The organism is Paractinoplanes tereljensis (assembly GCF_016862435.1).
Lineage (GTDB): Bacteria > Actinomycetota > Actinomycetes > Mycobacteriales > Micromonosporaceae > Actinoplanes > Actinoplanes tereljensis.
In genome coordinates, this window is sequence record NZ_BOMY01000048.1 from 112,495 (window position 1) to 134,951 (window position 22,457).

20 protein-coding genes and 1 tRNA gene are annotated in these 22,457 nt (G+C 69.1%); 9 read left to right on the forward strand and 12 right to left on the reverse strand.

Going from position 1 to position 22,457, the window contains the following annotated elements:
* Positions 1-5 precede the first annotated feature (5 nt).
* Complete coding sequence (locus tag Ate02nite_RS37805) at positions 6-782, forward strand: ABC transporter ATP-binding protein (RefSeq protein ID WP_203812711.1); 777 nt, start codon at positions 6-8, stop codon at positions 780-782.
* Here Ate02nite_RS37805 and Ate02nite_RS37810 read toward each other — a convergent pair.
* Both Ate02nite_RS37810 and Ate02nite_RS37815 read right to left on the reverse strand, forming a co-directional pair.
* The gene (locus Ate02nite_RS37810) at positions 779-1,807 is read right to left on the reverse strand and encodes a hemolysin family protein (protein ID WP_203812712.1); all 1,029 of its coding nucleotides are present in this window, start codon (positions 1,805-1,807) and stop codon (positions 779-781) included. The genes Ate02nite_RS37805 and Ate02nite_RS37810 overlap by 4 nt on opposite strands.
* On the reverse strand, positions 1,800-3,134 hold the full coding sequence (locus Ate02nite_RS37815; protein WP_203812713.1) for a hemolysin family protein: 1,335 nt from the start codon (positions 3,132-3,134) through the stop codon (positions 1,800-1,802). Before Ate02nite_RS37815 ends, Ate02nite_RS37810 begins: the two co-directional genes overlap by 8 nt.
* Positions 3,135-3,226: 92 nt before the next feature.
* On the opposite strand from Ate02nite_RS37815, the gene Ate02nite_RS37820 reads away from it, so the two are divergent.
* On the forward strand, positions 3,227-3,895 hold the full coding sequence (locus Ate02nite_RS37820; protein WP_203812714.1) for a GOLPH3/VPS74 family protein: 669 nt from the start codon (positions 3,227-3,229) through the stop codon (positions 3,893-3,895).
* Here Ate02nite_RS37820 and Ate02nite_RS37825 read toward each other — a convergent pair.
* Complete coding sequence (locus Ate02nite_RS37825; protein ID WP_203812715.1) at positions 3,892-6,021, reverse strand: (Fe-S)-binding protein; 2,130 nt, start codon at positions 6,019-6,021, stop codon at positions 3,892-3,894. The two genes, Ate02nite_RS37820 and Ate02nite_RS37825, sit on opposite strands and share 4 nt — an antisense overlap.
* Before the next feature lie 205 nt (positions 6,022-6,226).
* Positions 6,227-6,493, reverse strand: a complete 267-nt coding sequence (locus tag Ate02nite_RS37830; protein ID WP_203812716.1) for a cell division protein CrgA — start codon at positions 6,491-6,493, stop codon at positions 6,227-6,229.
* 176 nt (positions 6,494-6,669) lie between these two features.
* On the opposite strand from Ate02nite_RS37830, the gene Ate02nite_RS37835 reads away from it, so the two are divergent.
* From Ate02nite_RS37835 to Ate02nite_RS37850, 4 genes are read left to right on the forward strand one after another with little or no spacing between them, the layout of a single operon-like run.
* On the forward strand, positions 6,670-7,479 hold the full coding sequence (locus Ate02nite_RS37835; protein WP_203812717.1) for a DUF881 domain-containing protein: 810 nt from the start codon (positions 6,670-6,672) through the stop codon (positions 7,477-7,479).
* Positions 7,479-9,971, forward strand: coding sequence for a class E sortase (locus Ate02nite_RS49210; RefSeq protein ID WP_239147998.1), 2,493 nt, complete (start codon positions 7,479-7,481; stop codon positions 9,969-9,971). Before Ate02nite_RS37835 ends, Ate02nite_RS49210 begins: the two co-directional genes overlap by 1 nt.
* A gap of 5 nt (positions 9,972-9,976) precedes the next feature.
* Positions 9,977-10,285 (forward strand): hypothetical protein, encoded by a 309-nt coding sequence (locus Ate02nite_RS37845; protein WP_203812718.1) that lies wholly within the window; start codon positions 9,977-9,979, stop codon positions 10,283-10,285.
* Position 10,286: 1 nt separating this feature from the next.
* Positions 10,287-10,937: an aminodeoxychorismate/anthranilate synthase component II gene (locus Ate02nite_RS37850; RefSeq protein WP_203812719.1), complete on the forward strand. Its 651-nt coding sequence runs from the start codon at positions 10,287-10,289 to the stop codon at positions 10,935-10,937.
* Positions 10,938-10,941: 4 nt separating this feature from the next.
* Here Ate02nite_RS37850 and pknB read toward each other — a convergent pair whose 3' ends face one another.
* From pknB to Ate02nite_RS37885, 7 genes are all read right to left on the reverse strand, one after another.
* Complete coding sequence (gene pknB, locus Ate02nite_RS37855; RefSeq protein WP_203812720.1) at positions 10,942-12,762, reverse strand: Stk1 family PASTA domain-containing Ser/Thr kinase; 1,821 nt, start codon at positions 12,760-12,762, stop codon at positions 10,942-10,944.
* A complete protein-coding gene (locus tag Ate02nite_RS37860; RefSeq protein ID WP_203812721.1) occupies positions 12,759-14,096 on the reverse strand; it encodes a serine/threonine-protein kinase in 1,338 nt (445 codons plus the stop codon). Before Ate02nite_RS37860 ends, pknB begins: the two co-directional genes overlap by 4 nt.
* A complete protein-coding gene (locus Ate02nite_RS37865; protein WP_203812722.1) occupies positions 14,097-15,593 on the reverse strand; it encodes a peptidoglycan D,D-transpeptidase FtsI family protein in 1,497 nt (498 codons plus the stop codon).
* Entirely contained in the window at positions 15,590-17,050 is a 1,461-nt protein-coding gene (locus Ate02nite_RS37870; RefSeq protein WP_203812723.1) for an FtsW/RodA/SpoVE family cell cycle protein, read from the reverse strand. The genes Ate02nite_RS37865 and Ate02nite_RS37870 overlap by 4 nt, the downstream gene beginning before the upstream one ends.
* 76 nt (positions 17,051-17,126) lie before the next feature.
* Positions 17,127-18,539 (reverse strand): PP2C family protein-serine/threonine phosphatase, encoded by a 1,413-nt coding sequence (locus Ate02nite_RS37875; RefSeq protein ID WP_203812724.1) that lies wholly within the window; start codon positions 18,537-18,539, stop codon positions 17,127-17,129.
* Entirely contained in the window at positions 18,536-19,018 is a 483-nt protein-coding gene (locus Ate02nite_RS37880) for an FHA domain-containing protein FhaB/FipA (RefSeq protein WP_203812725.1), read from the reverse strand. The genes Ate02nite_RS37875 and Ate02nite_RS37880 overlap by 4 nt, the downstream gene beginning before the upstream one ends.
* A gap of 5 nt (positions 19,019-19,023) precedes the next feature.
* Positions 19,024-19,809: an FHA domain-containing protein gene (locus tag Ate02nite_RS37885; RefSeq protein ID WP_203732792.1), complete on the reverse strand. Its 786-nt coding sequence runs from the start codon at positions 19,807-19,809 to the stop codon at positions 19,024-19,026.
* 192 nt (positions 19,810-20,001) lie between these two features.
* On the opposite strand from Ate02nite_RS37885, the gene Ate02nite_RS37890 reads away from it, so the two are divergent.
* The 3 genes from Ate02nite_RS37890 to Ate02nite_RS37900 all read left to right on the forward strand — a co-directional run bounded on the left by Ate02nite_RS37890 (position 20,002) and on the right by Ate02nite_RS37900 (position 22,004).
* Positions 20,002-20,084: transfer RNA gene (locus Ate02nite_RS37890), tRNA-Leu, on the forward strand.
* A 409-nt stretch (positions 20,085-20,493) separates the two neighbouring features.
* Positions 20,494-21,318, forward strand: coding sequence for a WecB/TagA/CpsF family glycosyltransferase (locus tag Ate02nite_RS37895; protein ID WP_203812726.1), 825 nt, complete (start codon positions 20,494-20,496; stop codon positions 21,316-21,318).
* Positions 21,319-21,407: 89 nt separating this feature from the next.
* Complete coding sequence (locus tag Ate02nite_RS37900) at positions 21,408-22,004, forward strand: hypothetical protein (protein WP_239147999.1); 597 nt, start codon at positions 21,408-21,410, stop codon at positions 22,002-22,004.
* A gap of 3 nt (positions 22,005-22,007) precedes the next feature.
* On the opposite strand, the gene Ate02nite_RS37905 is transcribed toward Ate02nite_RS37900, so the two are convergent.
* On the reverse strand, positions 22,008-22,454 hold the full coding sequence (locus Ate02nite_RS37905) for a hypothetical protein (RefSeq protein ID WP_203812728.1): 447 nt from the start codon (positions 22,452-22,454) through the stop codon (positions 22,008-22,010).
* Positions 22,455-22,457: the final 3 nt, after the last annotated feature.

Genomic DNA, 22,457 nt, shown 5'->3' on the forward strand with positions numbered 1-22,457 from the left:
CTACGGTGCTGGAGATCAAGTCACTCCGCAAGACATACGGCGGCCAGGGCCGCACGGTCGAGGCGCTTCGCGACATCACGCTGACCGTCGAGGACGGCCAGTTCGTCTGCGTCGTCGGCCCGTCCGGCTGCGGCAAGACCACCCTGCTGCGCTGCCTCGGCGGCCTGCTCACGCCGACCTCCGGCGAGGTCAAGGTCGCGGGACAAACGGTCACCGGTCCGCCGGACGGCTTGGCGATCGTCTTCCAGGAGTACGGGCGGAGCCTGTTCCCCTGGCTACGGGTCGCCGAGAACATCGAGCTGCCGCTGAAGTCCAAGGGCATCGGCCGGGCCGAGCGCCGCAAGCTGGTCGACGAGTCGCTGAGCGCGGTGGGTCTCGGGGACGCCGGTAAGGCGTACCCGTGGCAGCTCTCCGGCGGCATGCAGCAGCGCGTCGCGATCGCCCGGGCGATCGCCTTCCAGCCCAAGGTCATGCTGATGGACGAGCCGTTCGCGGCCGTCGACGCGCAGACTCGAGCCGACCTGGAAGACCTCGTCCGTACGGTGTGGCAGCGGTTCGGCATGACCATGCTGTTCGTCACCCACGACATCGACGAGGCTGTCTATCTGGGTCAGCGGGTCGTGGTGCTGTCCGCGTCACCGACCAGCGTGCTGGAAAACCTCGACATCGATCTGTCCGACGAACGCGACCAACTCAAGACCCGCTCCGAGGCCCGTTTCGTCGAGTTGCGCACGCACGTCTACGCCCGCATCCAGGAAGCCAAGGGCGTCGCCGCCCGCTAAGCGGTCGGCAGTGGGTGGGCCGGCTCGCCGACCACGGCGTGGATCACGTCGTCCAGGGTGAGCACGCCGAGCGGCTGCCGGCCGTCGCTGACCAGCACGATGTGCAGGCGGTCGCGGCGCATCGCCAGCAGCAGATCGGCGAGCGTGCGGGTGGGCGGGACGGTGGCCAGCGGCCGGATGATGTCGGCCGGGATCGGTAGCCGGCGCTGTCCCGCCGCGTACCCCAGGATGTCCTTGACGTGCACGAAGCCCAGCACCCGGCGGGTTTCCCGCTGAACCACCGGGAAGCGGGACCGCCCGCTGCGGGTGGCCACCTCTTCGATGGTGGCCGGCGACGCGTCGTCGGCCACCGTGGTCACCCCCGACCAGGGCCGCAGCGTGTCGGCGGCGGTGCGGTCGTTAAGCCCGAGAGCGGCGTGGATGCGCGCGTACTGTTCCGAGCCGAGCAGGCCCTCGCTGCGTGCCTGGGTGACCATGCCGGCCAGCTCCTCGGCCGTGAAGACGGTCTTCACCGAGTCGGTCGCCTCGATCTTCCACAGCTTCAACACCGTCCGCGACGCCCAGCGCATCGCGTTGAGCAGCGGTTTGGTGGCCGTGCAGAAGGCCAGCATGAACGGGCCCAGATAGAGCGCGGACTGCTCCGGCCCGGCCAGCGTGATGTTCTTCGGCACCATCTCGCCGACCACCGTGTGCAGGAAGACCACCACGACCAGGGCCAGCACGAACGCGACCGGGTGGATCATGTCCTCGGGCAGGCCGATCGAGGTGAACGGACCCTCCAGCAGGTGGGCCAGGGCCGGCTCGGCGAGCGCGCCGAGACCGAGCGAGCAGATGGTGATGCCGAGTTGCGCGCCCGCGATCATCAACGGGATCTGGTTCATCGCCGAGAGGGCCCAGCGGGCCCGTTTGCTGGTGGCGGCAAGCGGTTCCAGCGCCGTCCGCCGGGAGGCGATCAGCGAGAACTCGCCACCCACGAAAAGCCCGTTGCCGAGCAGCAGCAGGATCGTGACCAGGATCTTAATCATCGGCGGGCTCCGCCGGCGCCACGACCCGGACCTGCTCGACCCGATGCCGGTCGACCTCCATGACGGTGAACTCCCAGCCGTGGTCCATCAGAGACTCACCCACCACCGGGATGTGGCCGAGCCGGGAGAGCAGAAAACCGGCAAGCGTTTCGTACGGCCCCTCGGGCAGCGCGAACCCGGTCTGTTCCATCAACTCGTCTTCCCGCAACAGGCCGTCGACCAGGAACGTCTTCTCGCCGCCCGGTGCGGTCAGCTCCAGCGTCCCGGCCTCGTCGACCTCGGTGTCGTACTCATCGGTGATCTCCCCGACCAACTCCTCGATCAGGTCCTCGACGGTGACCACGCCGTCGGTGCCGCCGTACTCGTCCACCACGATCGCCAGGTCGGCGTCGGCCGCGCGGAGGACCGCGAGCACCTTGTCGAGGCTGAGGCTCTCCGGCACCCACACCGGCTCCTTGGCGATCGTCGCGACCCGCGTCGCGGCCCGTCGCTCGAGTGGCACCCCGAGTGCGTCCGGCACCCCGACCACCCCCGTGACCACGTCGATGGTGTTCTCGTAGACCGGGAAGCGGGTGTGCCCGGTCTCCCGGGCCACCGCGATCAGGTCGGCGACGCTCGCCGTGGTCTTGAGGCCGACCACGTCGACCCGGGGCGTCATCGCCTTGGCCGCCCGTTTCTCCCCGAACCGGATCGTGCGCCGCATCAGGGTGGCCGTCTCGTTCGGCAGCGCGCCGGCCCGGGCGCTGATCGCGGCGAGCAGACCCAACTCCTCCGGGGAGCGGGCGCTGGCCAGCTCCTCCTGCGGCTCGATGCCGATCCGCCGGACCAGCCAGTTGGCCGAGCCGTTCAGGCCGGCGATCAACCAGCGGAAAATCTTGGAGAAGGTACGCAGTGGGGCCGCGGTGGCCAGCGCGACCCGCATCGGCCGGGCGAGTGCCGCGTTCTTCGGCACCAGCTCGCCGAAGAGCATCGAGAGCAGGGTCGCCACGATCAGGGCGAGCGCGTGGGTGACGCCCTCGGTGGCTTCGCCGGCGATCGGCTCGACCAACGGATCGAAAAGCTTGGAGAGAGCCGGCTCGGCCAGGTAACCGGTCAAGATCGTGGCCAGAGTGATGCCGAGCTGAGTACCGGAGAGCTGAAAAGACAACCCATGGAGTACGTGCTGGACCGTTCGGGCTCGACGGTCACCCTCCCGGGCCCGCTTGCCGATCTCGGCCCGGTCGACCGTGACCAACCCGAACTCGGCCGCCACAAAAAACGCGTTGGCCGCCGTGAGCAGCGCGAACGCCCCCAACGGGAGCACCGCGGTCACGAGCACTCCGTCCATGATCGGCTTCACCTCGGTCCTTATTGTGCCGGACCAGCCATGCACGTGCGTGAACACGGGTCCCGTCCGCCTCTGGCGGCTACCGTCATGTCATGAGCCTTGCGGAAGAGTTCCTACTTCTGGCGTACGACGAGAGCGGCGCACCGCTGACCGACGGCACGCATCTGGACAACGGTCTCGGCGGTGCTCTGCTCCTCGAGTTGGCTCTGGCCGAGCGCGTCGACGTCGAGGACAAGCGGGTCGTGGTGCTCTCCGCGGCCCCGACCGGCGACGCTCTGACCGATCAAGCTTTATCGATGATCGTCTCTTTAGACAAAGCCCGCAAACCCGGTCATTGGATTACCAAGCTCTCCAAGCAGGCGCGTCCGCGGGTGCTGGAGAAGCTCGTCGCCGAGGGCGTGCTGACCGTCGAGAAGGATCGAGTGCTGTGGGTCTTCCCGCGCACCCTCTATCCGCCGGCCACCGGCGAGCAGCCGGCCGTCGAGGCCGAGGCCCGGGAACGCATCCGCGCCGCTGTTCTCGGCACCGGCCCGGTCGAACCCCGCACCGCCGCGCTCTGCGCCCTGGTCGCCGCCACCGAGCTCGACCGCAAGGTGTTCGGTGACCTGGACCGCAAGAAGGTCACCGCCCGGCTGAAGGAGATCGGCGAGGGCTCGTGGGCCGCCACCGCGGTCCGCAAGACGATCGAGGAGATTCAGGCCGCCGTGATGATCGCGATCATCGCGTCCACAACGGCGGCCACCGCCGGTTCGAGCGCCTAAACGTCTTGCTTGAGTGACCGAAGCAGGACGGTCGCCACGTCGACTACCTCGACGTTCTCCTGCTCGCCCTTGGCCGTGACGCCGTCGCCGACCATCGTGTAACAGAACGGGCAGCCGACCGCGATCGTCTTGGCCCCGGTGGACAGGGCTTCCTCGGTGCGCTCGATGTTGATCCGCTTGCCGATCTTCTCCTCCATCCACATGCGGGCACCGCCGGCGCCGCAGCAGAAGGAGCGTTCCTGGTTGCGCGGCATCTCCACCACGTTGGCGGCCGCCCCGAGCACCTCGCGGGGAGCGTCGAAGACGCGGTTGTGCCGGCCCAGGTAGCACGGGTCGTGGTAGGTCAGGTCGCCCGCGATCTTCTCCACCGGGGTGAGCTTGCCGGTGGCGACCAGGTGCGCGAGCAGCTGAGTGTGGTGCACCACCTCGACCTTGAGGCCGAGCTGCTCATATTCGTTGCCCAGGGTGTTGAAGCAGTGCGGGCAGGTCGCCACGATCTTCTTGACGTTCGCTTCCTGCAGCGTCTCGACGTTCTGCTGGGCGAGCATCTGGAAGACGAACTCGTTGCCGATCCGGCGGGCGGGGTCACCCGTACACGTCTCGCCCTCGCCCAGAATGGCGTAATCGACGCCGGCCTCGTGCAGCAGCTTGGCCACCGCCCGGGTGGTCTTCTTGGCCCGGTCTTCGAACGCGCCGGCGCAACCGACCCAGAACAGGTACTCGAAGTCTTCCTTCTCGCCGACCCGCGGCACCTCGAAGTCCAGACCCTTGGTCCAGTCTTCCCGGGTGTTCTGCGGGGCGCCCCACGGGTTGCCCTTGTTCTCCAGGTTGCGGAGCATGACGCCGGCCTCGGACGGGAACGACGACTCGATAAGCACCTGGTAGCGACGCATGTCGACGATGTGGTCGATGTGCTCGATGTCGACCGGGCACTGCTCGACGCAGGCGCCGCAGGTGGTGCACGACCACAGCACGTCCGGGTCGATGATCCCCTGCTCGTCCTCGGTGCCGATCAGCGGCCGGTTGCCCTCGGCCAGGGCCAGCACGTCCATGTGCGCGAGCTGGGCCTCGGTGGCCTTCTCCTCGCCGGTCAGGTCCTTACCGCCGCCCGCCAGCAGGTAGGGCGCCTTGGCGAAGGCGTTGTCGCGCAGCGACAGGATCATCAGCTTCGGCGACAGCGGCTTACCGGTGTTCCAGGCCGGGCACTGCGACTGGCAGCGGCCACACTCGGTGCAGGTGGAGAAGTCGAGCAGGCCCTTCCAGGTGAACTGCTCGACCTGGGCGACGCCGAACTGATCCTTCTCCGGGTCGGCCTCCTCGAAGTCGAGGGGCTTGCCCGCGCTCATCATCGGCTTGAGCGCGCCCAGGCCGGAACCGGCCGGCTTCTCCGGGCTGCGCTTGAAGAAGATGTTGAAGAACGCCAGGAACCGGTGCCAGGCCACACCCATCGTCGGGTTGAGCCCGATGGTGATCAGCCAGCCCATCGAGATGAACAGCTTCACCAGCGCGACCCAGGTCGGCCCGTCGTGCGCCTCCGGCAGCGCGCTTCCCACCGCGTGACTCAGCGGCGTCGCCCAGGCCGGGAACTCGAAGGTGTCGTTGGCGACCTTGAAACCCCGGATCAAGAACCCGCAGACGAGTACGCCGAGAATGACCGCCTCGACGAAGTACGCCTGCCAGAGCGTCGATCCCAGGAACCGGCTGCGCTTGGCTCGCAGCGCCTTCTGCCGCACGTAGATCAGGTAGAGGATGCCGGCCAGACCGAGGATGCCGATCCACTCGGTGGCAAAGCCGTAGACCAGCCAGTGCCCGACGATCGGCAGCCCGCCCTCGGGGTCGACGACCTCGAAGTACGCCTCCACGACCAGCAGGAACAGGATCATGAAGGAGACCATCACCAGCCAGTGGGCGGCACCGATCGCCGACCACTTGAGCATCCGGGTGTGACCGAGCGTCTCGGTCAGCATCTTCTTCGTCCGGGTGCCGCGGTCGGTGAAGCGCTCCGGGGCCGGTTGGCCCTGCCGGATCACCGCCGTGATGGTCAAGACTGCACGCACCGCCAATACGACAGCGGTGATCGTGACGGCGCCTGCCAGCACGGTAGCGATGATCTGCGCTATCCCCACGTTGGTGCCCTCCTCGAACGGCCGGTCCCGGCCCCATGTTACCCACGAGTAATAGATGGCCGCGCGCGGCGGGTCAAGTGGCGCCGTTGTTTCGCCGTACCGTCAGACTTTTTTCAGTCAGGCGAAGAGCGCACCCCGCTCACAGCGCGGGATGCGCTCAATTCGGACGAAGATCACACTACCCGCGCCAAGCGGGCACCGGAGGTCAACGCCAGCGGGACAGGAGCCCCAGCGACGCGACCATGCACCCGAAACCGACCGCGAGGTTCCAGTACGACCACGACTCGACCGGCCACTTCTGCGAGGACAGGTAGTAGACGACCAGCCAAGCGATGCCGACCACGATCAGCGTGACTGCCGTGATCGGCAGCAAGATCGGACTCGGCTTCTTGGACGCGGCTGCGGCCGCTGCCGGACGAATGTCCGTCGGCGGGGTGTAGACCTTCTTCTTGCGAACCTGAGACTTCGGCACGGTGCTCTCCTGAAGGGCAACAAGTGGTGAACAACCCACCGCTGAGCGGCTCGGGATCCCCCGATTGCTGCCCGTGGCGAATACTGTTCGACAGCTAGCGTAGTCAAGGCGGCGCGCAGTCCGGCACCCGCCAGGCAAGGAAAATACGCGAAGCGGAGTTTCAGGAGGATAAGCCCGTGGAATACACGACCGGCGCGCCTTCGTGGCGGCTCGTGTTGCGGCGTGCTCTGGGCGGCCTCCGCCCCCGGCGGGGCACCCAGCGGACCCGCGGCTGGTCGGCCGTGGTCCCGCTCATCGCTCTGGCGGCCGGCCTGCTCTTCACCACCTCCGCCCGCACCGCCGACGGCACCCAGTTGCGCGACGACCGGCGCCCGCAGCTGGCCCAGGTGATCGCCGACAAACGTGAACGGCTCAAGGCCCGCGAGAAAACCGCCGCCAGCCTGCGCGCCGAGGTCGACGCCGACTCGGCCCGGCTCGCCGAGACCAACCTGCCGGTCAAGGAAGCCCGCGACAAGGCCGACGCACTGCGCGCCCAGGCCGGCTTCACCGCACTGGCCGGCCCCGGACTCACGGTCTCCCTCAACGACTCCCCCCGACGGGGCACCGATCTGGGCCCGAACGCCCCCGAGAACGACGATCTTGTCGTCCACCAGGGTGACGTCCAGGCGGTCGTAAATGCCATGTGGGCAGGTGGGGCCGAGGCAATGTCGATCATGGATGTCCGCGTCATCTCCACCAGCGCGGTACGATGCGTCGGCAACACGCTGCTGCTACACGGCCAGGTCTTCTCTCCACCATTCAAGATCACGGCGATTGGCGAACCCACAGCGATGCGTCAAGCGTTGGAATCCGCGGAGGGGGTCCAACAATTCCGGGACGCCGTCGCCGATTTCGGCCTCGGCTACACGGAAACCGTCGAGAGGAACGTGACTGTGCGGGCGTACGACGGGTCGAGTGATCTCCGATCCGCGCGAGTGGCCGAGTAATGGCTTCGGACAACTCCGCGGCCGCCAACTCGGGGCGGCATCGCGCTCCCGACGCCGAGGCCCAGACGGCGTACATCCCGCGGATAACCGACGCGTCGCCGGACGGAGTGCCGGGCGGGCCGCTGTCCGCACCGGTCGGCCTGGGCGGCACGCCCACCCCGCCCTCGGCCACGTTCCCACCCGAACCGCAGCCACCCGCGCGCGCAGCCGAACCACCGCCGGCCTCGTTCGCTACCGCGCTGTTGCCGGCCATCTCGCCCACGGCGACGCCGGCCGACCGTCCGCAGAGCCCGGCCGCGCGCTCAGGCGCGTCGCCGCAGACTCCCGCGACGCCGCCGGCCGCCCCGCGATCAGGTGCGCCGGCCTCGGCCGCGTCCCACCCGGCGGCGTCCCAGCCAACCGCTCCCCACCCGGCCGTGACGCGCCCGGCCGTGGCTTCGCCGCCGGTCGCGCCCGCGACTCCCGCAGCGGCCGAGACCGCCGTGATCAGCACCGACGAAGCCATTGAGCGACGCATTGCCGCCGCCCGCGGCGGCTTCGCCCGGCCCGCTTCCCCTGGTCCCACTGGTTCGACTATCCCAGCCGGACTGTCCCGATCGACCGCTTCGCCGGAATTCGCAGGCCAGCCATCGGTCGCCGCGACCCCGTCCTCCGCGGGCCTCGCCGACACCCCGACCACGCTTACGCCCAGCCTCGGCACCCTGCCCAGCCTCGGCAACCCGCCCGGCCCTGGCGCCCCGACCGGCCCTGGCGCCCCGACCGGCCTTGGCACTCCGCCGGCCACCAGGCCCGGCCCCAGCGGCCCGCCGACGGCCTCTCCCCGCGCTGAGGTGGCCGAGGACGTGCACGCGGCAGCGCTGGCGGCCCGCCGCCGCGCCCCCGAGCCGCCGCCGACCGCGGCCGGCGCCAACGCCGCGTTCGACTTCTTCGCCGCAGCTGAGCAGTCAGCTGCCCCGGAAGCTGCCCCGGCCGCTGAGCAGGCACGCCCGGCCGTCACCGCCGCGCGGCCCGAAGCGCCCCGCCGAGACGCGCCATTCGCCCAGCCCGGCTATCCCAGCCAGCCCGAGGTCCGCACCAACGGCTATCCGGCACCGCAGACCTCCCTGGGCCATGCTGAGACCCGCACGAACGGCCTAGCCGCAGCCCCGGCCCCCCAGACCTCCCTCGGCCGGCCCGAGGCCCGCACGAACGGCCTGGCCGCACCCCAGGCCCCCGCAGCCCAGGCCCCCGCAGTCCGGCCCGAGGCCCGCACGAACGGCTACGCCGGAGCCCCGGTCAGCGGTTTCGGCGGCGCCCGCGCGAACGGCCACCCCGCGAACGGCCACGACTCGTCGAACGGCCACGGCCTTCCGCTGCTCTCGCCCCCACCCGCTGAGGCCTTCCCGGCGGCCCGCCCCACCTCACCGGTCGACCCGTTCGCGGCGCTTCGCCCGACTCGGCCGGCCCAGGGCGCCGGGCTGCCGCAGGACCCGAGCCAGACGGCCATCATCCGTACCACTGATGCGCCCACCGGCGTACTCCCCGCGGTTAAAACCAGATCAGCGGCGGTGAAGGAACCCACCGCTCTCATGGCCGCCGTGCCTGGCCTTGCGGCGAAGGCCGCGAAGGCCGGCGCCGGCGCCGACGCCGTTCTCGGCGCGGCCTCGGCCCCTCCGGTCCGCCCCGGCGGATCGGCCAGAACTCCCGAACCGGCTGACGAGGGCAACGACTTGAAGCCAAAGCGCGGCGAGCGTGTGGTGAAGCTGCGGCCCGAGCAGACCGACGAGGGTTACAAGAGCGTGTACTCCGAGCTGACCCGGCCGACGGTCGGCTCGCGGATCCGGACGGGTGTCCGGTTCTCCGGCGAGCTGATGATCACGTTCGGCTTGATCATCCTGCTGTTCGCCGGTTACGAGGTATTCGGCAATTCGGCGAAGGTGCAGGACGAGCAGAACGCCCTGGCCGACGAGCTCGACCAGCAGTGGAGCGACCCGACGGTGGCGCCGAGCGCCTCGACCGTGAAGGCACCGGCCGCGCCCGGCAGCGGGCTGGTCGGCCGGCTCTACATCCCGAAGCTGGACAAGGAGTGGGTGGTCGTCAACGGTGTCCGTCCGCAGGACATCAAGTACGCGCCCGGCCACTACCCGGACACCGCGCTGCCCGGCCAGATCGGCAATTTCTCGGTGGCCGGCCACCGGATCCGGAAGATCTTCTGGCGGCTCGACGAGCTGAAGCCGGGTGACGTGATCGGCGTCGAGACCAAGGACTACTGGTACGTCTACAAGGTCTACGGCCACGAGGTCGTGAAGCCGAGCGCCGTCGAGGTGGTCGCCGCGGTGCCCGACAAGCCGGGCGTGAAAGCGACGAAGGCCCTGCTCACGCTGACCACGTGCAACCCGAAGTTCAACAACTACCAGCGGCTCATCGTGCACGCCGAGCTCGCCTCGAAGGTGCCGCGGAGCCAGACCCTGGCCGACGCCGGCATGCCGGCCGAGATGAAGACGAAGGCGTAGGCGCGATGTACGCCTGGATTTGGCGCAAGCTCCCGTTCGGCTTCTGGGGAAAGCTGACCGGCTCGCTCGGCCTGGTCGCCGTGACCAGCGCCCTGCTCTGGTACGTGGTCTTTCCCCGGGCGACCCCGCTGCTGCCGTTCGATGACGTGCAGGTCGGGTCGGGCACCGAGCAGGGCCCCGCCCAGGAGGACCCGAACGTCATCTCGTCGGACAGCGTCAACGGCCCGGACGAGATCCCCTACAGCACCGAATCGAACGCTCCGCACCCCTCAACCTCCCCCTCGAAGTCGAAGGCCGCTCTCCCAGGTGACTGACGTGCGCATCCTCGTTATCGACAACTACGACTCATTCGTCTTCAACCTGGTGCAGTACCTCGGCCAGCTCGGCGCCGAGTGCGAGGTGCGGCGCAACGACGAGATCTCGGTCGCCGACGTCGGCACCTTCGGCGCCGCCGGCATTCTGCTTTCGCCGGGGCCGGGCACACCGGACCGGGCCGGCATCATGATGGAGACAATCCGGGCGTACGCCGGGAAGGTTCCGATGTTCGGCGTGTGCCTGGGTCACCAGGCGATCGGCGCGGCCTTCGGAGCGACCGTGACCCGCGCCCCGGAGCTGCTGCACGGCAAGACGTCCGAGGTGCACCACACCGGCGCGGGCGTGCTGGCCGGCCTGCCGGAACCGTTCACCGCGACCCGGTACCACTCGCTGGCGGTCCTGCCCGAGACGCTGCCGGACGAGCTCGAGGTGACCGGCCGCACCGAGTCGGGCGTGGTGATGGCGATGCGCCACCGCACGCTCCCGATCGAGGGTGTGCAGTTCCACCCGGAGTCGGTGCTCACCGAGGGCGGTCACACCATGCTGGCGAACTGGCTGGCCTCCTGCGGCCTGCCGTCGGCCCTGGCGAAGGCCCCGCCGCTGGCCGCCGAGGTGGAGATTCGACGGCGAGCGGCGTTCGCGTCAGCCTGACCGGTTAGTAGTCCTCGCGGACGGTAGCGACAGCACCCTGGATCACGTCACCGGCACCGGTGCCGCCGTTGCCCGGCGTCTCGGTGTCGGTCGGCGACGGGTCGCCGCTCGGTTCGGCGTCGCCCACCACCGTGATGGTGACCTTGTCACCCTTCTCGACCGAGGCGCCCGCCTTCGGGTCCTGGTCGATGACCTGGCCGGGCACCTGGGTGCCGTCGGTCGCGGGGACGGTCTTCTGCGAGACGTTGAACGGGCCGGCCTGATCGAGCAGGGCCAGCGCGGTGTCCAGCGTCTGGTCGGTCACCTTCGGCATCTTGACCTTGTTGGCCTTGGAGATGCTGACCGTGATCTTGGTGCCCGGGGCGACGTCCTCGCCCTTCTTCTCCACGTCGGTCACGGTGTCCACCTGCAGGGCGCTGCTGACCTGCTTGAACTCCGGCACCAGGCCGAGTTGGGTCAGCTGGTCCTGCGCGTTCTGCTTGGTTCCGCCGACCAGGTTGGTGGGCACGGTGACCTTGTCCGGCGCGTTGCAGATCTGGTAACTGATCGTCTGGTCCTCGGGAACCGTGGTGTTCGCCTGAGGGTCCTGGCTGACGATCTTGCCGGTGCAATCCTTGCCGCTGGTCGGCGCCTCGGGCGAGATGTTGTTCAGGTTCAGCGCCTTGAGAGCCGCCCGCGCCTGCGCGTCGGTCTTGCCCTCGAGGTTGGGCATGGTGTGCGTGACGGCCTGCTGCTGGTCGCCGGTCTTGTCGTCGTTGCGGGACATCGCCAGCGCGACCCCGAGCACCACCACGACCAGCACGCCGAGGGCGGCCAGCGCGGCCATCACCCAGGACGAGGACTTCCGCTCCGGCTGCGGCGGCATGCCGCCGATCGGGCGCTGCATGGTGGTGGCGGCCTGCGGCTGCCACTGCCGAGTCGCCTGACCGTGCATCGCCATCGTTTCGGCCTGGCTCATCACCGGGGTGGCCAGCACCGGACGACCGGCGACCGCACGCAGCGCGTCGGCACGCATCTCCTGGGCGCTCTGGTACCGGTTCAACGGGTTCTTGGCCAGCGCCTTCAGGACGATCGCGTCGACGTCCCGGCTCACCTCGGGGTTGACGTCGCTGGGCGCCTTCGGTTCTTCCCGAACGTGCTGGTAGGCCACGCTCACCGGGCTGTCGCCGACGAACGGCGGGTGCCCGACGAGCAGCTCGAAGAGCACGCAGCCGGCCGCGTACACATCGGAGCGGGCGTCGACGGACTCACCGCGCGCCTGCTCGGGGGAGAGATATTGGGCCGTACCGATCACCGCGCTGGTCTGCGTCATGGTGGTCGCGCCGCTGGCCAGGGCCCGCGCGATGCCGAAGTCCATGACCTTGACCTGGCCGTTCTGTGTGATCATCACGTTGCCGGGCTTGATGTCCCGGTGGATGATCCCGTGCCGGTGGCTGAACTCCAGCGCGGCGTCGATGTCGGCGATGATCTCGAGCGCCCGGCGCTGCTGAAGCCGCTGCTCCTGGGCGAGAACTTCCTTGAGGGTCCGCCCGTTGACGAACTCCATCACGATGAACGGCAGTTTCTCGCCGGTCGACGAGATCTCCTCGCCGGTGTCGTAGACGGCAACGATCGCCGGGTGGTTGAGGGCGGCCGAGTTTTGCGCCTCGCGCCGGAATCGTTCCTGAAAGGTCGCGTCGCGGGCCAGGTCGGTGCGCAGCATTTTGATGGCCACGTCGCGGCCCAGCCGGAGGTCACGTCCTCGGTGCACCTCGGCCATTCCGCCGTAGCCCAATAGCTCGCCGACCTGGTACCTGCCACCGAGCAGGCGGGCCTGCGCCGTCATAGCGTCTGTCGTCCTTCGTTAGCACGGTTCCAGCCGGGTTTGGCGCCGGTCTGTCTGGTTAGACGGTACGACGCCGCCGACGGTTCATTGTCGGCGGTGCCCTTCTGGGCGACTGCCACGGACACCGGCCGGTCGCTCATCGCGTTGTTGCCCTGCTTGTAGAGGAACGAGATGACCCCGGCACACAGCAGGACCAGCAGCGCGAGGACCACGGCGAGCACGATCAACACCTGCCGGCCGGCCGAACTCTCCGGCTTCGCCGTCGGAATCGGCTGCGCCTGAGCGGGCCGAGGCGCGGCGTACGGCGGGTGGTACGGCTGCGGCTGGGGTTGTTGTTGCATCGGCGGCCCGGAGGGTACGGACGCGGCACCGCGCGCGCCCGAGGTGGGTCGCGGCACCGGAGGGTACGGCGGGCGAGCGCTGCCGCTGATCGGCGCACCCGAGAACGGGGCCGCGGCCGGGCTGGCCGGCGCGGGCGTGCGAGCCGGCTGACCGGCCGGTTGCTGTGACGTGGTGGCCAGCGCCGACGCGGCCTGCCGGGCCACTGCGGCCATCGCCGAGGCGGACGGCCAGCGGGCACCCGGGTCCTTGGCCAGCGCCCGGTCCACGATGGCGCGCACCGAGGGCGGGATGTCGGCGGGCAGCGGCCGGGGCGTCTCCCGGACGTGCTTCATGGCGATCTCGATCGGTGTGGCGCCGTCGAACGGCCGGTGCCCGGAGAGGCACTGGTAGGCGACCACGCCCAGCGCGTAGACGTCGGAGGCCGCCGTGGCGCCCTCGCCGGAAGCCTGCTCGGGCGAGATGTACGAGGCGGTGCCGAGCACCGAACCGGCCACGGTCAGCTGGCCGACCAGGGCCGACCGGGCGATACCGAAGTCGGTGAGCACCAGCGTGCCGTTCGGGCGCACCAGTAGGTTGCCGGGCTTCACGTCGCGGTGCACGATGCCGTTCGCGTGCGCCGCCTGCAGCGCGTCGGCGGCCTGGGCGACAAGCGCCATGGTGCGGGCCGGGGTGAGCCGGCCGACCCGGCTCAGCGTGCGGGACAGCGCGTCGCCTTCTACGTATTCCATGACCAGGAACGCGAGCTGCTGGTCACTGCCGTAGTCGTAGACGTCGACGACCCCGGGGTGGTTGATCGTGGCCATGGTGCGGGCCTCGCCGCGGAACCGCTCGGCGAAGCCGGGCTCGTCCAGCAGGGCCGGGAGCAGGATTTTGACAGCAACCGTCCGGCCCAGCACCTCGTCGGTGCCGCGCCACACGTCGCCCATCCCACCGCCGGCGATGCGCTCGTCGAGGCGGTACCGGCCGCCGAGGGTCACCCCAGGGCTGATCATTCAGTCCCCTCCCCCTCCGACTGCCGCTTTCATGATGAGCCCGGAGATTCGGGCAGCCTCGGCGCTGGCATGGCCACCGGACACGTTCTCCAGCATGACGCAGACCGCCGAGACCGCCTCACCCTTGTCATTGAAGGCGAAGCCGATGAACCAGCCGTGCGGGTCGGCGCCGACCGCGTTCTGCGCCGTGCCGGTCTTGCCGCCGACCGTGTAGCCCTTGATCTTGGCCTTGGTGCCGGTGCCGTTCTCCACCACGCTGACCATCATGTCCTTGAGGTCGCTCGCCACGCTCTCGCTGATCGGCGTACGCGCCGTCTTGGGGTTGGCGGTGTAGATCGTCCGGCGGTCCGGGCTGAGCTCCTGCTGGACCAGGTAGGGGCGCATCTGCTTGCCGCCGTTGGCCACCGTGGCGGCCATCAGGGCGCCCTGGATGGCGGTCATCCGCACATCCCGCTGGCCGATCGAGGACTGGGCCAGAGCGCCCTTGTCGACGCTGCCGTCCGGGTTGGCGATGGCACCGGTGTGGCTGGCCGCCACCGGCAGACCGCTGCCCTCCAGGTTGCCGACGGTCAGCGAGTCGTCCTCGAAACCGAACGCCTTCGCCATCGCGACGACCTTGTCGCGGCCGAGCGTGACGCCCAGCTTCGCGAAGCCGGTGTTGCAGCTCTCGGTCAGCGCCTCCTTGAGCGTGACCTGACTGCCCGGGCAGACCTCGTCCTCGGCGTTGCGGATGACCGCGCCGCTCTCCTTGTACTGGCTGCCGGCCGGGATCTCGGTGTCGGTCTTGTAGCCGTCGCTGAGCGCGGCCGCCGAGACGATCACCTTCATCGTCGAGCCGGGCGGCAGCGTCTCCTGGGTGGCCCGGTTCAGCAGCGGCTGGTCGGAGTCCTTGAGCAGCTTGTTGTACGCCGCCGCGGCCGCCTTCTCGTCGTGGCTGACCAGCGGGTTGGGGTCGTAGCTGGGGATCGAGGCCATCGCCTGGATCGCGCCGGTCCGCGGGTCGATCGCGACCGCGGCACCCTTCTCCACACCCCGCTCGTTGTTGAGCAGTTCCTTGTACGCCGTCTCCTGCGCCTTGGTGCTCAGCGACAGGACGATGTTGCCGCCGCCGGTGTTGTTGCCGGTGAACATGTCCTTCACCCGGTCGGCGAAGAGCTTGTCGCTCTCCCCGGAGAGGAAGTCGTTCTCGCTGTTCTCGATCCCGGTGGCGCCCAGGCTGACCGGGCGATAGCCGAGAACGGGCGCGTAGGCCTCTTTCTTCGGGTAGACCCGCAGGTATTTCAGAGCGTCGCCGGTGACCTTGTTCTGGGCCAGGCCGGTGCCGCCCGCCTCGATCACGCCGCGGGGGCGTTCGTACTGGGCGACGACCACCCGGCGGTTGAAGTCGTTGGTGCGGTAGTCGTCCGCCTTGTAGGCCTGAACCCAGTTCAGGTTCGCGAACAGCAGACCGAACAGGACGAGAGTGACCACGCCGGCCCGTCGCAGGGGAGCATTCACGGCTGGATCACCTCCGTCATGGCGCCGTGCAGCTGAGTGGGTGCTTTCTTCGGTCCGGGGCCCGGGCGGTCCGAGCCCGCGCCGCTGGCCGCCGGGCCGCGCGCCGCGTTCGAGATGCGCAACAGCATCGCGATGAGCAGCCAGTTCGCCATCAGCGACGAGCCACCCGCGGACAGGAACGGGGTGGTCTGGCCGGTGAGCGGAATGAGTCCGGTGATGCCACCCAGGATGACGAAGACCTGCAAGCCCAGGGTGAACGCGAGACCGCCGGCGACCAGTTTGCCGAACGAGTCGCGGACGTTCAGGGCGGCCCGCATGCCGCGCTCGACGATCAACAGGTAGACCACGAGCAGCGCGGACAGCCCGAACAGGCCGATCTCCTCGCCCATCCCGGCGAAGATGAAGTCGGTCTGCACCTCGGGCACGAACCGCGGCGAGCCGGCCCCCGGCCCGGAACCGAACAGCCCGCCGGTGCCCAGCGACAGCAGACTCTGCACCAGCTGATAGCTGCCGCCGAGCCGCTCGTAGTTGGACAGGGCGAACGGGTCGAGCCAGACCTGGGCGCGGTCGTAGAAGTTGGCGAACGGGCCGCCCACCGACGCGCCGAGCAGGTAGGCCAGGTAGACGCCGCCGAAGAAGAGCAGCAGACCGATGATCAGCCAACTGGCCCGCTCGGTGGCGACGTAGAGCGTCACCACGAACAGGCCGAAGTACAGCAACGCGGTGCCCAGGTCCTTCTCGAAGACCAGGACCAGGAGGCTGAGCAGCCAGACCGTGACGACCGGACCGAGGTCGCGGCCGCGCGGGAAGTCGATGCCGAGGAACCGCTTGCTGGCCAGCGAGAGCACCTCGCGCTTGCGGACCAGGTAGTACGCGAAGAACGACACCAGCGCCAGCTTCGCGAACTCACCGGGCTGGATCGAGAACCCGCCCAGCCGGATCCACAGCTTGGCGCCGTTCACCTCGGAGAGGCTGCTCGGCAGCACCGCCGGGATCATCACCAGCACGATGCCGACCAGGCCCAGGGTGTACGCGTACCGGGAGATGACCTTGTGGTCGCGAACCAGCAGCAGAAGGATCGCCGCCAGGATCAACGAACCCAGTGTCCAGGCCAGCTGACGGCCACCGATGCCGGCGAAGATGCCGGGCACCGGCAGCTTCTCGGAGAGCGCGTCACCGATGTCGAGCCGGCGCAGGAACCCCACGCCCAGCCCGTTGATCAGCGCCACCGCCGGGATCAGCACCGGATCGGCGTACGGCGCGGTGAACCGGACCACCACGTGCAGGCCCAGGAACAGCACGCTGAGCAGCGCGGCCGGCACCCAGAAGGTCGGGGTGATCTCCCCGATCCGGTTCGCCTCGACGGTGGCGCCGTACGCCGCCACCAGGACCATCGCGAACGCCAGGAGACCCAGCTCGGCATTGCGCTGGGTCTTCATCCCCGGGATACGCGACATCTCACCCGTGGACGAGGGCGAAGGGGCCGGTACGGCGGGCGCGGTCAAGACATCCCCAGACGTGTCGAGCGGATGGTCAGTTGACGGTCCGGCACGCCGCCGGATCGTCAACCGGCGGGGCGCTCTCGGTTACCTGAGCGGATGGCGTAGTGGCAGCAACGGTCGGTGTCGCCGAGGCATTCGGAGCGACCGGCGCCGAGGATTGCCCCGTGCCGGCCGGAGCCGTCGTGGCCGTGGTGTTCGGCGTGGTGCCGGCCGTGGCGCAGAGCGGCTTCAGATTGGGATTGGCCGGGTCGTCGTCGGTGAGCTCGTTGAGCGTCTCGACGGCGTCCGACCGGTTCTGCGCGTGAATGCCCTGCTTGACCCGCTCCTGCGCGACCGTGGTCAGGTCGTCGAGGCGGGCCGGGCTGGTCTCGTTCACGCTGGACAGGTCGAGCCCGGCGATCTGGCCCGGCACGCCCTGGAAGATGGCGAGCTGGCCGGCCTCGGTCGAACCCACGTAGTACTGATCCTGGGTGTAGCGATAGCCCAGCCACAGGCCGCCGCCCAGCACCGCCAGCAGCACCACCACGAGCAGACCGGTACGCACCGGATGCCGCTTGGGCCGCGGCTCGCGGTCGTAGTTCTCCGGCTCGGCCGGCGGGGGCTGCGGTTGCCGCGGCTTCTGCAGAGCGGCCGCGCGGGCCGCCGCGGTCGAGCTGTCGGCCACCGTCGTGTTGCCCCGGTCCAGGGAGGCCGCGCCGCCCACGATCGGTGCCTGCTCGACGATGTCCTTGTCGATCGCGTCGGCGATGACCACGGTGATGTTGTCCGGGCCGCCGCCGCGCAGCGCCAGCTGCACCAGCCGCTCGACGCACGCCTGCGGGTCGGCGATCTCCCGCATCGTCTGCCCGATCGTGTCCGAACTGACCACGCCGGACAGGCCGTCGCTGCAGATCAGGTAGCGATCGCCGACGAGCACCTGGCGGACCGAATATTCCGGGTCGATGTCGCGGCCGTCCAGAGCGCGGGTGAGCAGCGACCGCTGTGGGTGGCTGCTCGCCTCCTCCGGACTGACCCGGCCCTCGTCCACCAGCATCTGGACGTACGTGTCGTCCTTGGTGATCTGGGCGAACTCGCCCCGGCGCAGCAGGTAGGCACGGCTGTCACCGATGTGCACCATGCCGAACTTGCTACCGGTGAAAAGCACCGCGGTCAGCGTCGTGCCCATGCCCTCGAGCTGAGGGTTGGCGTCGACGGTGTCCCGCAGATGCTGGTTCGCCTGGCCGACGGCGTGCCGAAGAGCGTCGACCAGGGCATCGCCCGGCACGTCCTCATCGAGCGGCGCCATCGCGGCAATAACGATGTTGGAGGCCACGTCGCCGGCGGCCATGCCGCCCATCCCGTCGGCGACAGCAAGAAGCCGCGGCCCGGCGTAGACGGAGTCCTGGTTCAGGTCTCGGATCAGACCGCGGTCGCTCTGAGCGGCATAGCGCAGGGTCAGGGTCATGGCCGTAACTCGAGAGATGTGCGCCCGATCCGAATCGGAACGCCAAGGGGGACGGGAGTAGGTCCGGAGACCTTACCGCGGTCGAGATAGGTGCCGTTCGTCGAGCCGAGATCCTCGACGAACCACCCTCCGTCCCGCGGGACGATCCGAGCATGCCGGGCCGAGGCGAAGTCGTCGGTGATGACGAGCGTCGAATCCTCTGCCCGACCGATGGTGATCGGCAGTTCACCCAGAGTGATGCGAGTGCCGGCCAACTGGCCGGCCGTCACGACGAGTTGCCGTGCGGCCTTACCGCGTTTCACTTTTGCCGGCCGGCCCGCGGGCATCGCGCCACCCACCCCCCGAGGGCTGGCGACGATGCTCTTGGACCGGACCCCCGCGAAGAGATCCCGCCGGATCACCCCGACCACTGTGAACACGAAGATCCACAGAAGGATGAGGAACCCGAACCGGGCGACGGTAAGGACGAATTCGGGCAAGGTGCCTAGCCGTCCACTCGGAAGGTCAACGTGGTGGTGCCCAGCTGGATCATGTCGCCCGGGTTGAGCGCCACGGCGGAAACCCGCTGGCCGTTCACCATCGTGCCGTTCGTCGAACCAAGGTCGGTCAGGACCACCTGGTTGCCGTCGTAGTCCAGACGGGCGTGCCGCCGTGAGATGCCGACGTCGGGTAGGCGAAGGTTCGCCTGGTCGCCACGGCCGATCACGGTCGAACCCATCTGCAACGGGTAGGTGCGCCCGTCCCCGGAGACCAGACCCACACTGCGGCCGTTCGGGCCGCCGTGCTGCTGATATCCACCCTGATGCTGGTCGTACGGCGGGTACTGCGGGCCGGCGTCATAAGCCGGCTGCTGCACGGGGGCAACCTCGCCACCCGTGTAGACCTCCGCGGTCACCCGGAACATGCCTGTGTCGAGACCCTCGCCTCGCTCGATCTCGACGATTACATCGCCGTAGACCGTCCACGCCTGCTCGCCGATGAACTCTGCCTGCGACTGCGCCAACTCCTGGGCGAGTGCGGCAGCGTACGGCGCGAGCCGGCTGTGGTCGTAAGGTGAGAGGTCGATCACGTAGCGGTTGGGCACCAAGGTGCGGCCACCGGCGAGGATGGCCTTGTGCGCCTCTGCCTCCCGCTGCATGGCATTCAGAATCTCCACCGGGTGCACGACACCCTTGAACACCTTCGCGAAGGCCCCCTCGACCAGGCCTTCCAATCGCTTTTCAAAGCGCTGCAGCACGCTCACCGGCTCCTCCTCGGCTTCCGAGGACATGATGGTATCCGGCCGCCGCTTCCGCATCTTCAGCTCAAGCACGACCGGCACTTCTGACCCTCGTATGACCCCCACAAACGCCGTGCTAATCTTCTCGGCGTTGCAGGCGATAACAACTCGCTTGGTGACGAGCGACAGCGTAGTCTGTCGCAGCCAGTAACAAGAAGTTGGCCCAGCAAGCCAACTTGCCACGGGGATGTGGCGGAATGGCAGACGCGCACGGTTCAGGTCCGTGTGTCCGAAAGGACGTGGGGGTTCAACTCCCCCCATCCCCACGAGTGGGCCAGGGGGCCTGTGTTCGCAGAAAGCGCGAACGCAGGCCCCCTCGTCATATCTGCTCCGGGGGCCGAGCCCCCGGAAACCCCGCGGTGCGATGGTTGCGCCCAGACCGCTGTGGCTGCGCCTAGACCGCCGTGGGCGTGGTCACCCCCACGTTGCGGTCGCTCAACGTGCTGACGGTCACCCCCTTGCGGTCACCGTGCGTGAGATGCTTGCTTCTCGCTGTTGGTTGCGGTTTGATCTCGACTCACGCGGCGCAGGGCGCGTCGGGGTGGCTTGGCTTCTTGATCACGATTTGGTTTCGGGGTCTTGGGGTGCGACGGGGCGTCGCCTAACGGGTGAAATAGCAGCAGCGAGGTAAGCTCGCGGCTGGCTTCCTGCTGTCGGATCCTGGAGAGTCGTCTCGTGACCGTTGCTCAGAACGGTGTTGGCCAGGGGAAACGGAACGTTCTCGGGGTTCTGGTCGATGTGACCGACTATGCGGATGCGACCGAACGGATCATGGTCGCCGCCCGGGAGCGCCGTGGGTTTGCCGTTACGGCACTCGCTGTTCACGGAGTGATGACCGGAGTTCAGGATCCCGCCCACAACGCCCGGCTCAATTCCTTCGATCTCGTCACACCGGACGGGCAACCCGTTCGCTGGGGGCTGAACGTTCTGCACTCCGCCGGGCTGGCCGATCGGGTCTACGGGCCTACTTTGACGCTCAAGGTCGTCGAACGGGCTGCGGCCGAGGGTCTCCCGGTTTATCTGTACGGGTCGACCGAGCCGACGCTTACCCGGCTGGTGCCGGCGCTGGAGAAGATGTTCCCGGCACTGAAGATCGCCGGTGTCGAGGCCTCCAAGTTCCGGAAGTCGACGCCGGGCGAGCCGGTCGAGATCGCCGAGCGGATCAAAGCCTCCGGCGCGCGGGTCGTCCTGGTCGGTCTCGGATGCCCCCGGCAGGAGGTGTTCGCCTACGCGATGCGCCCACTGTTGGATATGCCACTGCTGGCCGTGGGGGCCGCCTTCGACTACCACGCCGGCCTGCTGAAGAACCCGCCCGCGTGGATGCAGAAGTACGCCCTGGAATGGCTGTGGCGGCTCGGCCTGGAGCCCAAGCGCCTGTGGAGGCGCTACGTGCTGCTCAACCCGAACTACCTGTCCCGGCTGGCGGCCCAGAAGCTCGGCCTGTGGAAAGCGACACCCCCGGCCCCGGCCACCACGCCGGTGGAGACCTTCGCGGTCTGACCACTAGGGGTGCGCACCGGCCAGACGTAGGGGACCGGTCCGGTGATAACCCGGTTCTGGTCGTCCGAGCATCGGTGAAGGCTGTCGATGTGGACATCATCACTGATCTGACGCTGGTAGGCGCACTGGCCATCGCCTGGACCGCCGCCGGTCTGGTCGCGGACGGACTCCAGGGAGCCCGGTCCGCAGCCCAGTTACGCCGCCGCGCCGGCTGGCTGAGCGCGCTGGTGATCATCGGATCGGCGGTGTTCGTGGCGGTCCCGGCGACCGCCTGGGTCCGGCCGGGCGAATCGAACGCCCCCGCCGCGGTCCTGCTGGCCGCGATCCCCGCCCTCGTCGTCCTGACGATCGGGGTGCGGCGGCTGGGTCAGGTGCGGCGCGGCGCCGGCGCGTTCGCCACCGCACCGCATGCCCCGTTGCCGCCGGGCCTCCGGGCCGCCGCCGCCCATCCGTTGATCCTGGTACCGATGCAGGTGACCGGCCTCGCGGCACTTCTCGGAGTGCCGATCGCCGCGCGCCTGGTAGAGGTGCCGGCGTCCGATGTGGCCGGTTACGCGATCACCGCGGTCGGCGTCGCGGTCGTGGCGATCGGGGTGCGAGCGGCGGTCCGGCACAGCCGACTCAGCCTGCTGGCGCTGGCCCCGATCGGCCGCAGTCGTCCACGGATCCCGGTCAGCTCACGCTGAACTTCAGTTCTTCTTGGCTTCCTGCACGTAGAGCAGCTCGAGGATGGAACGGGCCGCCTCGAACCAGCGGTCCAGCCAATCCGACGGCGGCAGCGAGCCGCGGGTCGGCAGTTCCAGGAGCAACCCGCGCAACAGCGGATGATCGGCCATCGATTGCGACGACCCGGAGCTCGAGTCGGGCCACCCCGACGACGGGAAGACCGGTTCGGTCAGGGCCGGCAGGTCCAGCGACGGCAGCATCCCCGCGCGGTCCAGCACGCCCGTCGGCTCGATGCTGTGCGACCGGCCCGGCGACCGGGTGGGCAACCCGGCCCGGGACATCAGGTCGGTCTCGCCGGTATCACCGGACAGCGCTTCGCGCCGATTCTGCCGGTACGCGCTGACTCCACCACTGAATCGGTCCTGCGCCGTCGCGCTACCGTTGTTCAGATTTTCTGAACCTATCGTCATTTG

Excerpts from the sequence above, each read along its gene's own strand:
- Ate02nite_RS37885 (WP_203732792.1), bottom strand. The coding sequence starts at position 19,809 with ATGTCCTCGGAAGCCGAGGAGGAGCCGGTGAGCGTGCTGCAGCGCTTT.
- Ate02nite_RS37870 (WP_203812723.1), bottom strand. The coding sequence starts at position 17,050 with ATGTCGCGTATCCCGGGGATGAAGACCCAGCGCAATGCCGAGCTGGGT.
- Ate02nite_RS37875 (WP_203812724.1), bottom strand. The coding sequence starts at position 18,539 with ATGACCCTGACCCTGCGCTATGCCGCTCAGAGCGACCGCGGTCTGATC.
- Ate02nite_RS49210 (WP_239147998.1), top strand. The coding sequence starts at position 7,479 with ATGGCTTCGGACAACTCCGCGGCCGCCAACTCGGGGCGGCATCGCGCT.
- Ate02nite_RS37820 (WP_203812714.1), top strand. The coding sequence starts at position 3,227 with ATGAGCCTTGCGGAAGAGTTCCTACTTCTGGCGTACGACGAGAGCGGC.
- Ate02nite_RS37905 (WP_203812728.1), bottom strand. The coding sequence starts at position 22,454 with ATGACGATAGGTTCAGAAAATCTGAACAACGGTAGCGCGACGGCGCAG.
- Ate02nite_RS37845 (WP_203812718.1), top strand. The coding sequence starts at position 9,977 with ATGTACGCCTGGATTTGGCGCAAGCTCCCGTTCGGCTTCTGGGGAAAG.
- Ate02nite_RS37815 (WP_203812713.1), bottom strand. The coding sequence starts at position 3,134 with ATGGACGGAGTGCTCGTGACCGCGGTGCTCCCGTTGGGGGCGTTCGCG.
- Ate02nite_RS37860 (WP_203812721.1), bottom strand. The coding sequence starts at position 14,096 with ATGATCAGCCCTGGGGTGACCCTCGGCGGCCGGTACCGCCTCGACGAG.
- Ate02nite_RS37810 (WP_203812712.1), bottom strand. The coding sequence starts at position 1,807 with ATGATTAAGATCCTGGTCACGATCCTGCTGCTGCTCGGCAACGGGCTT.
- pknB (WP_203812720.1), bottom strand. The coding sequence starts at position 12,762 with ATGACGGCGCAGGCCCGCCTGCTCGGTGGCAGGTACCAGGTCGGCGAG.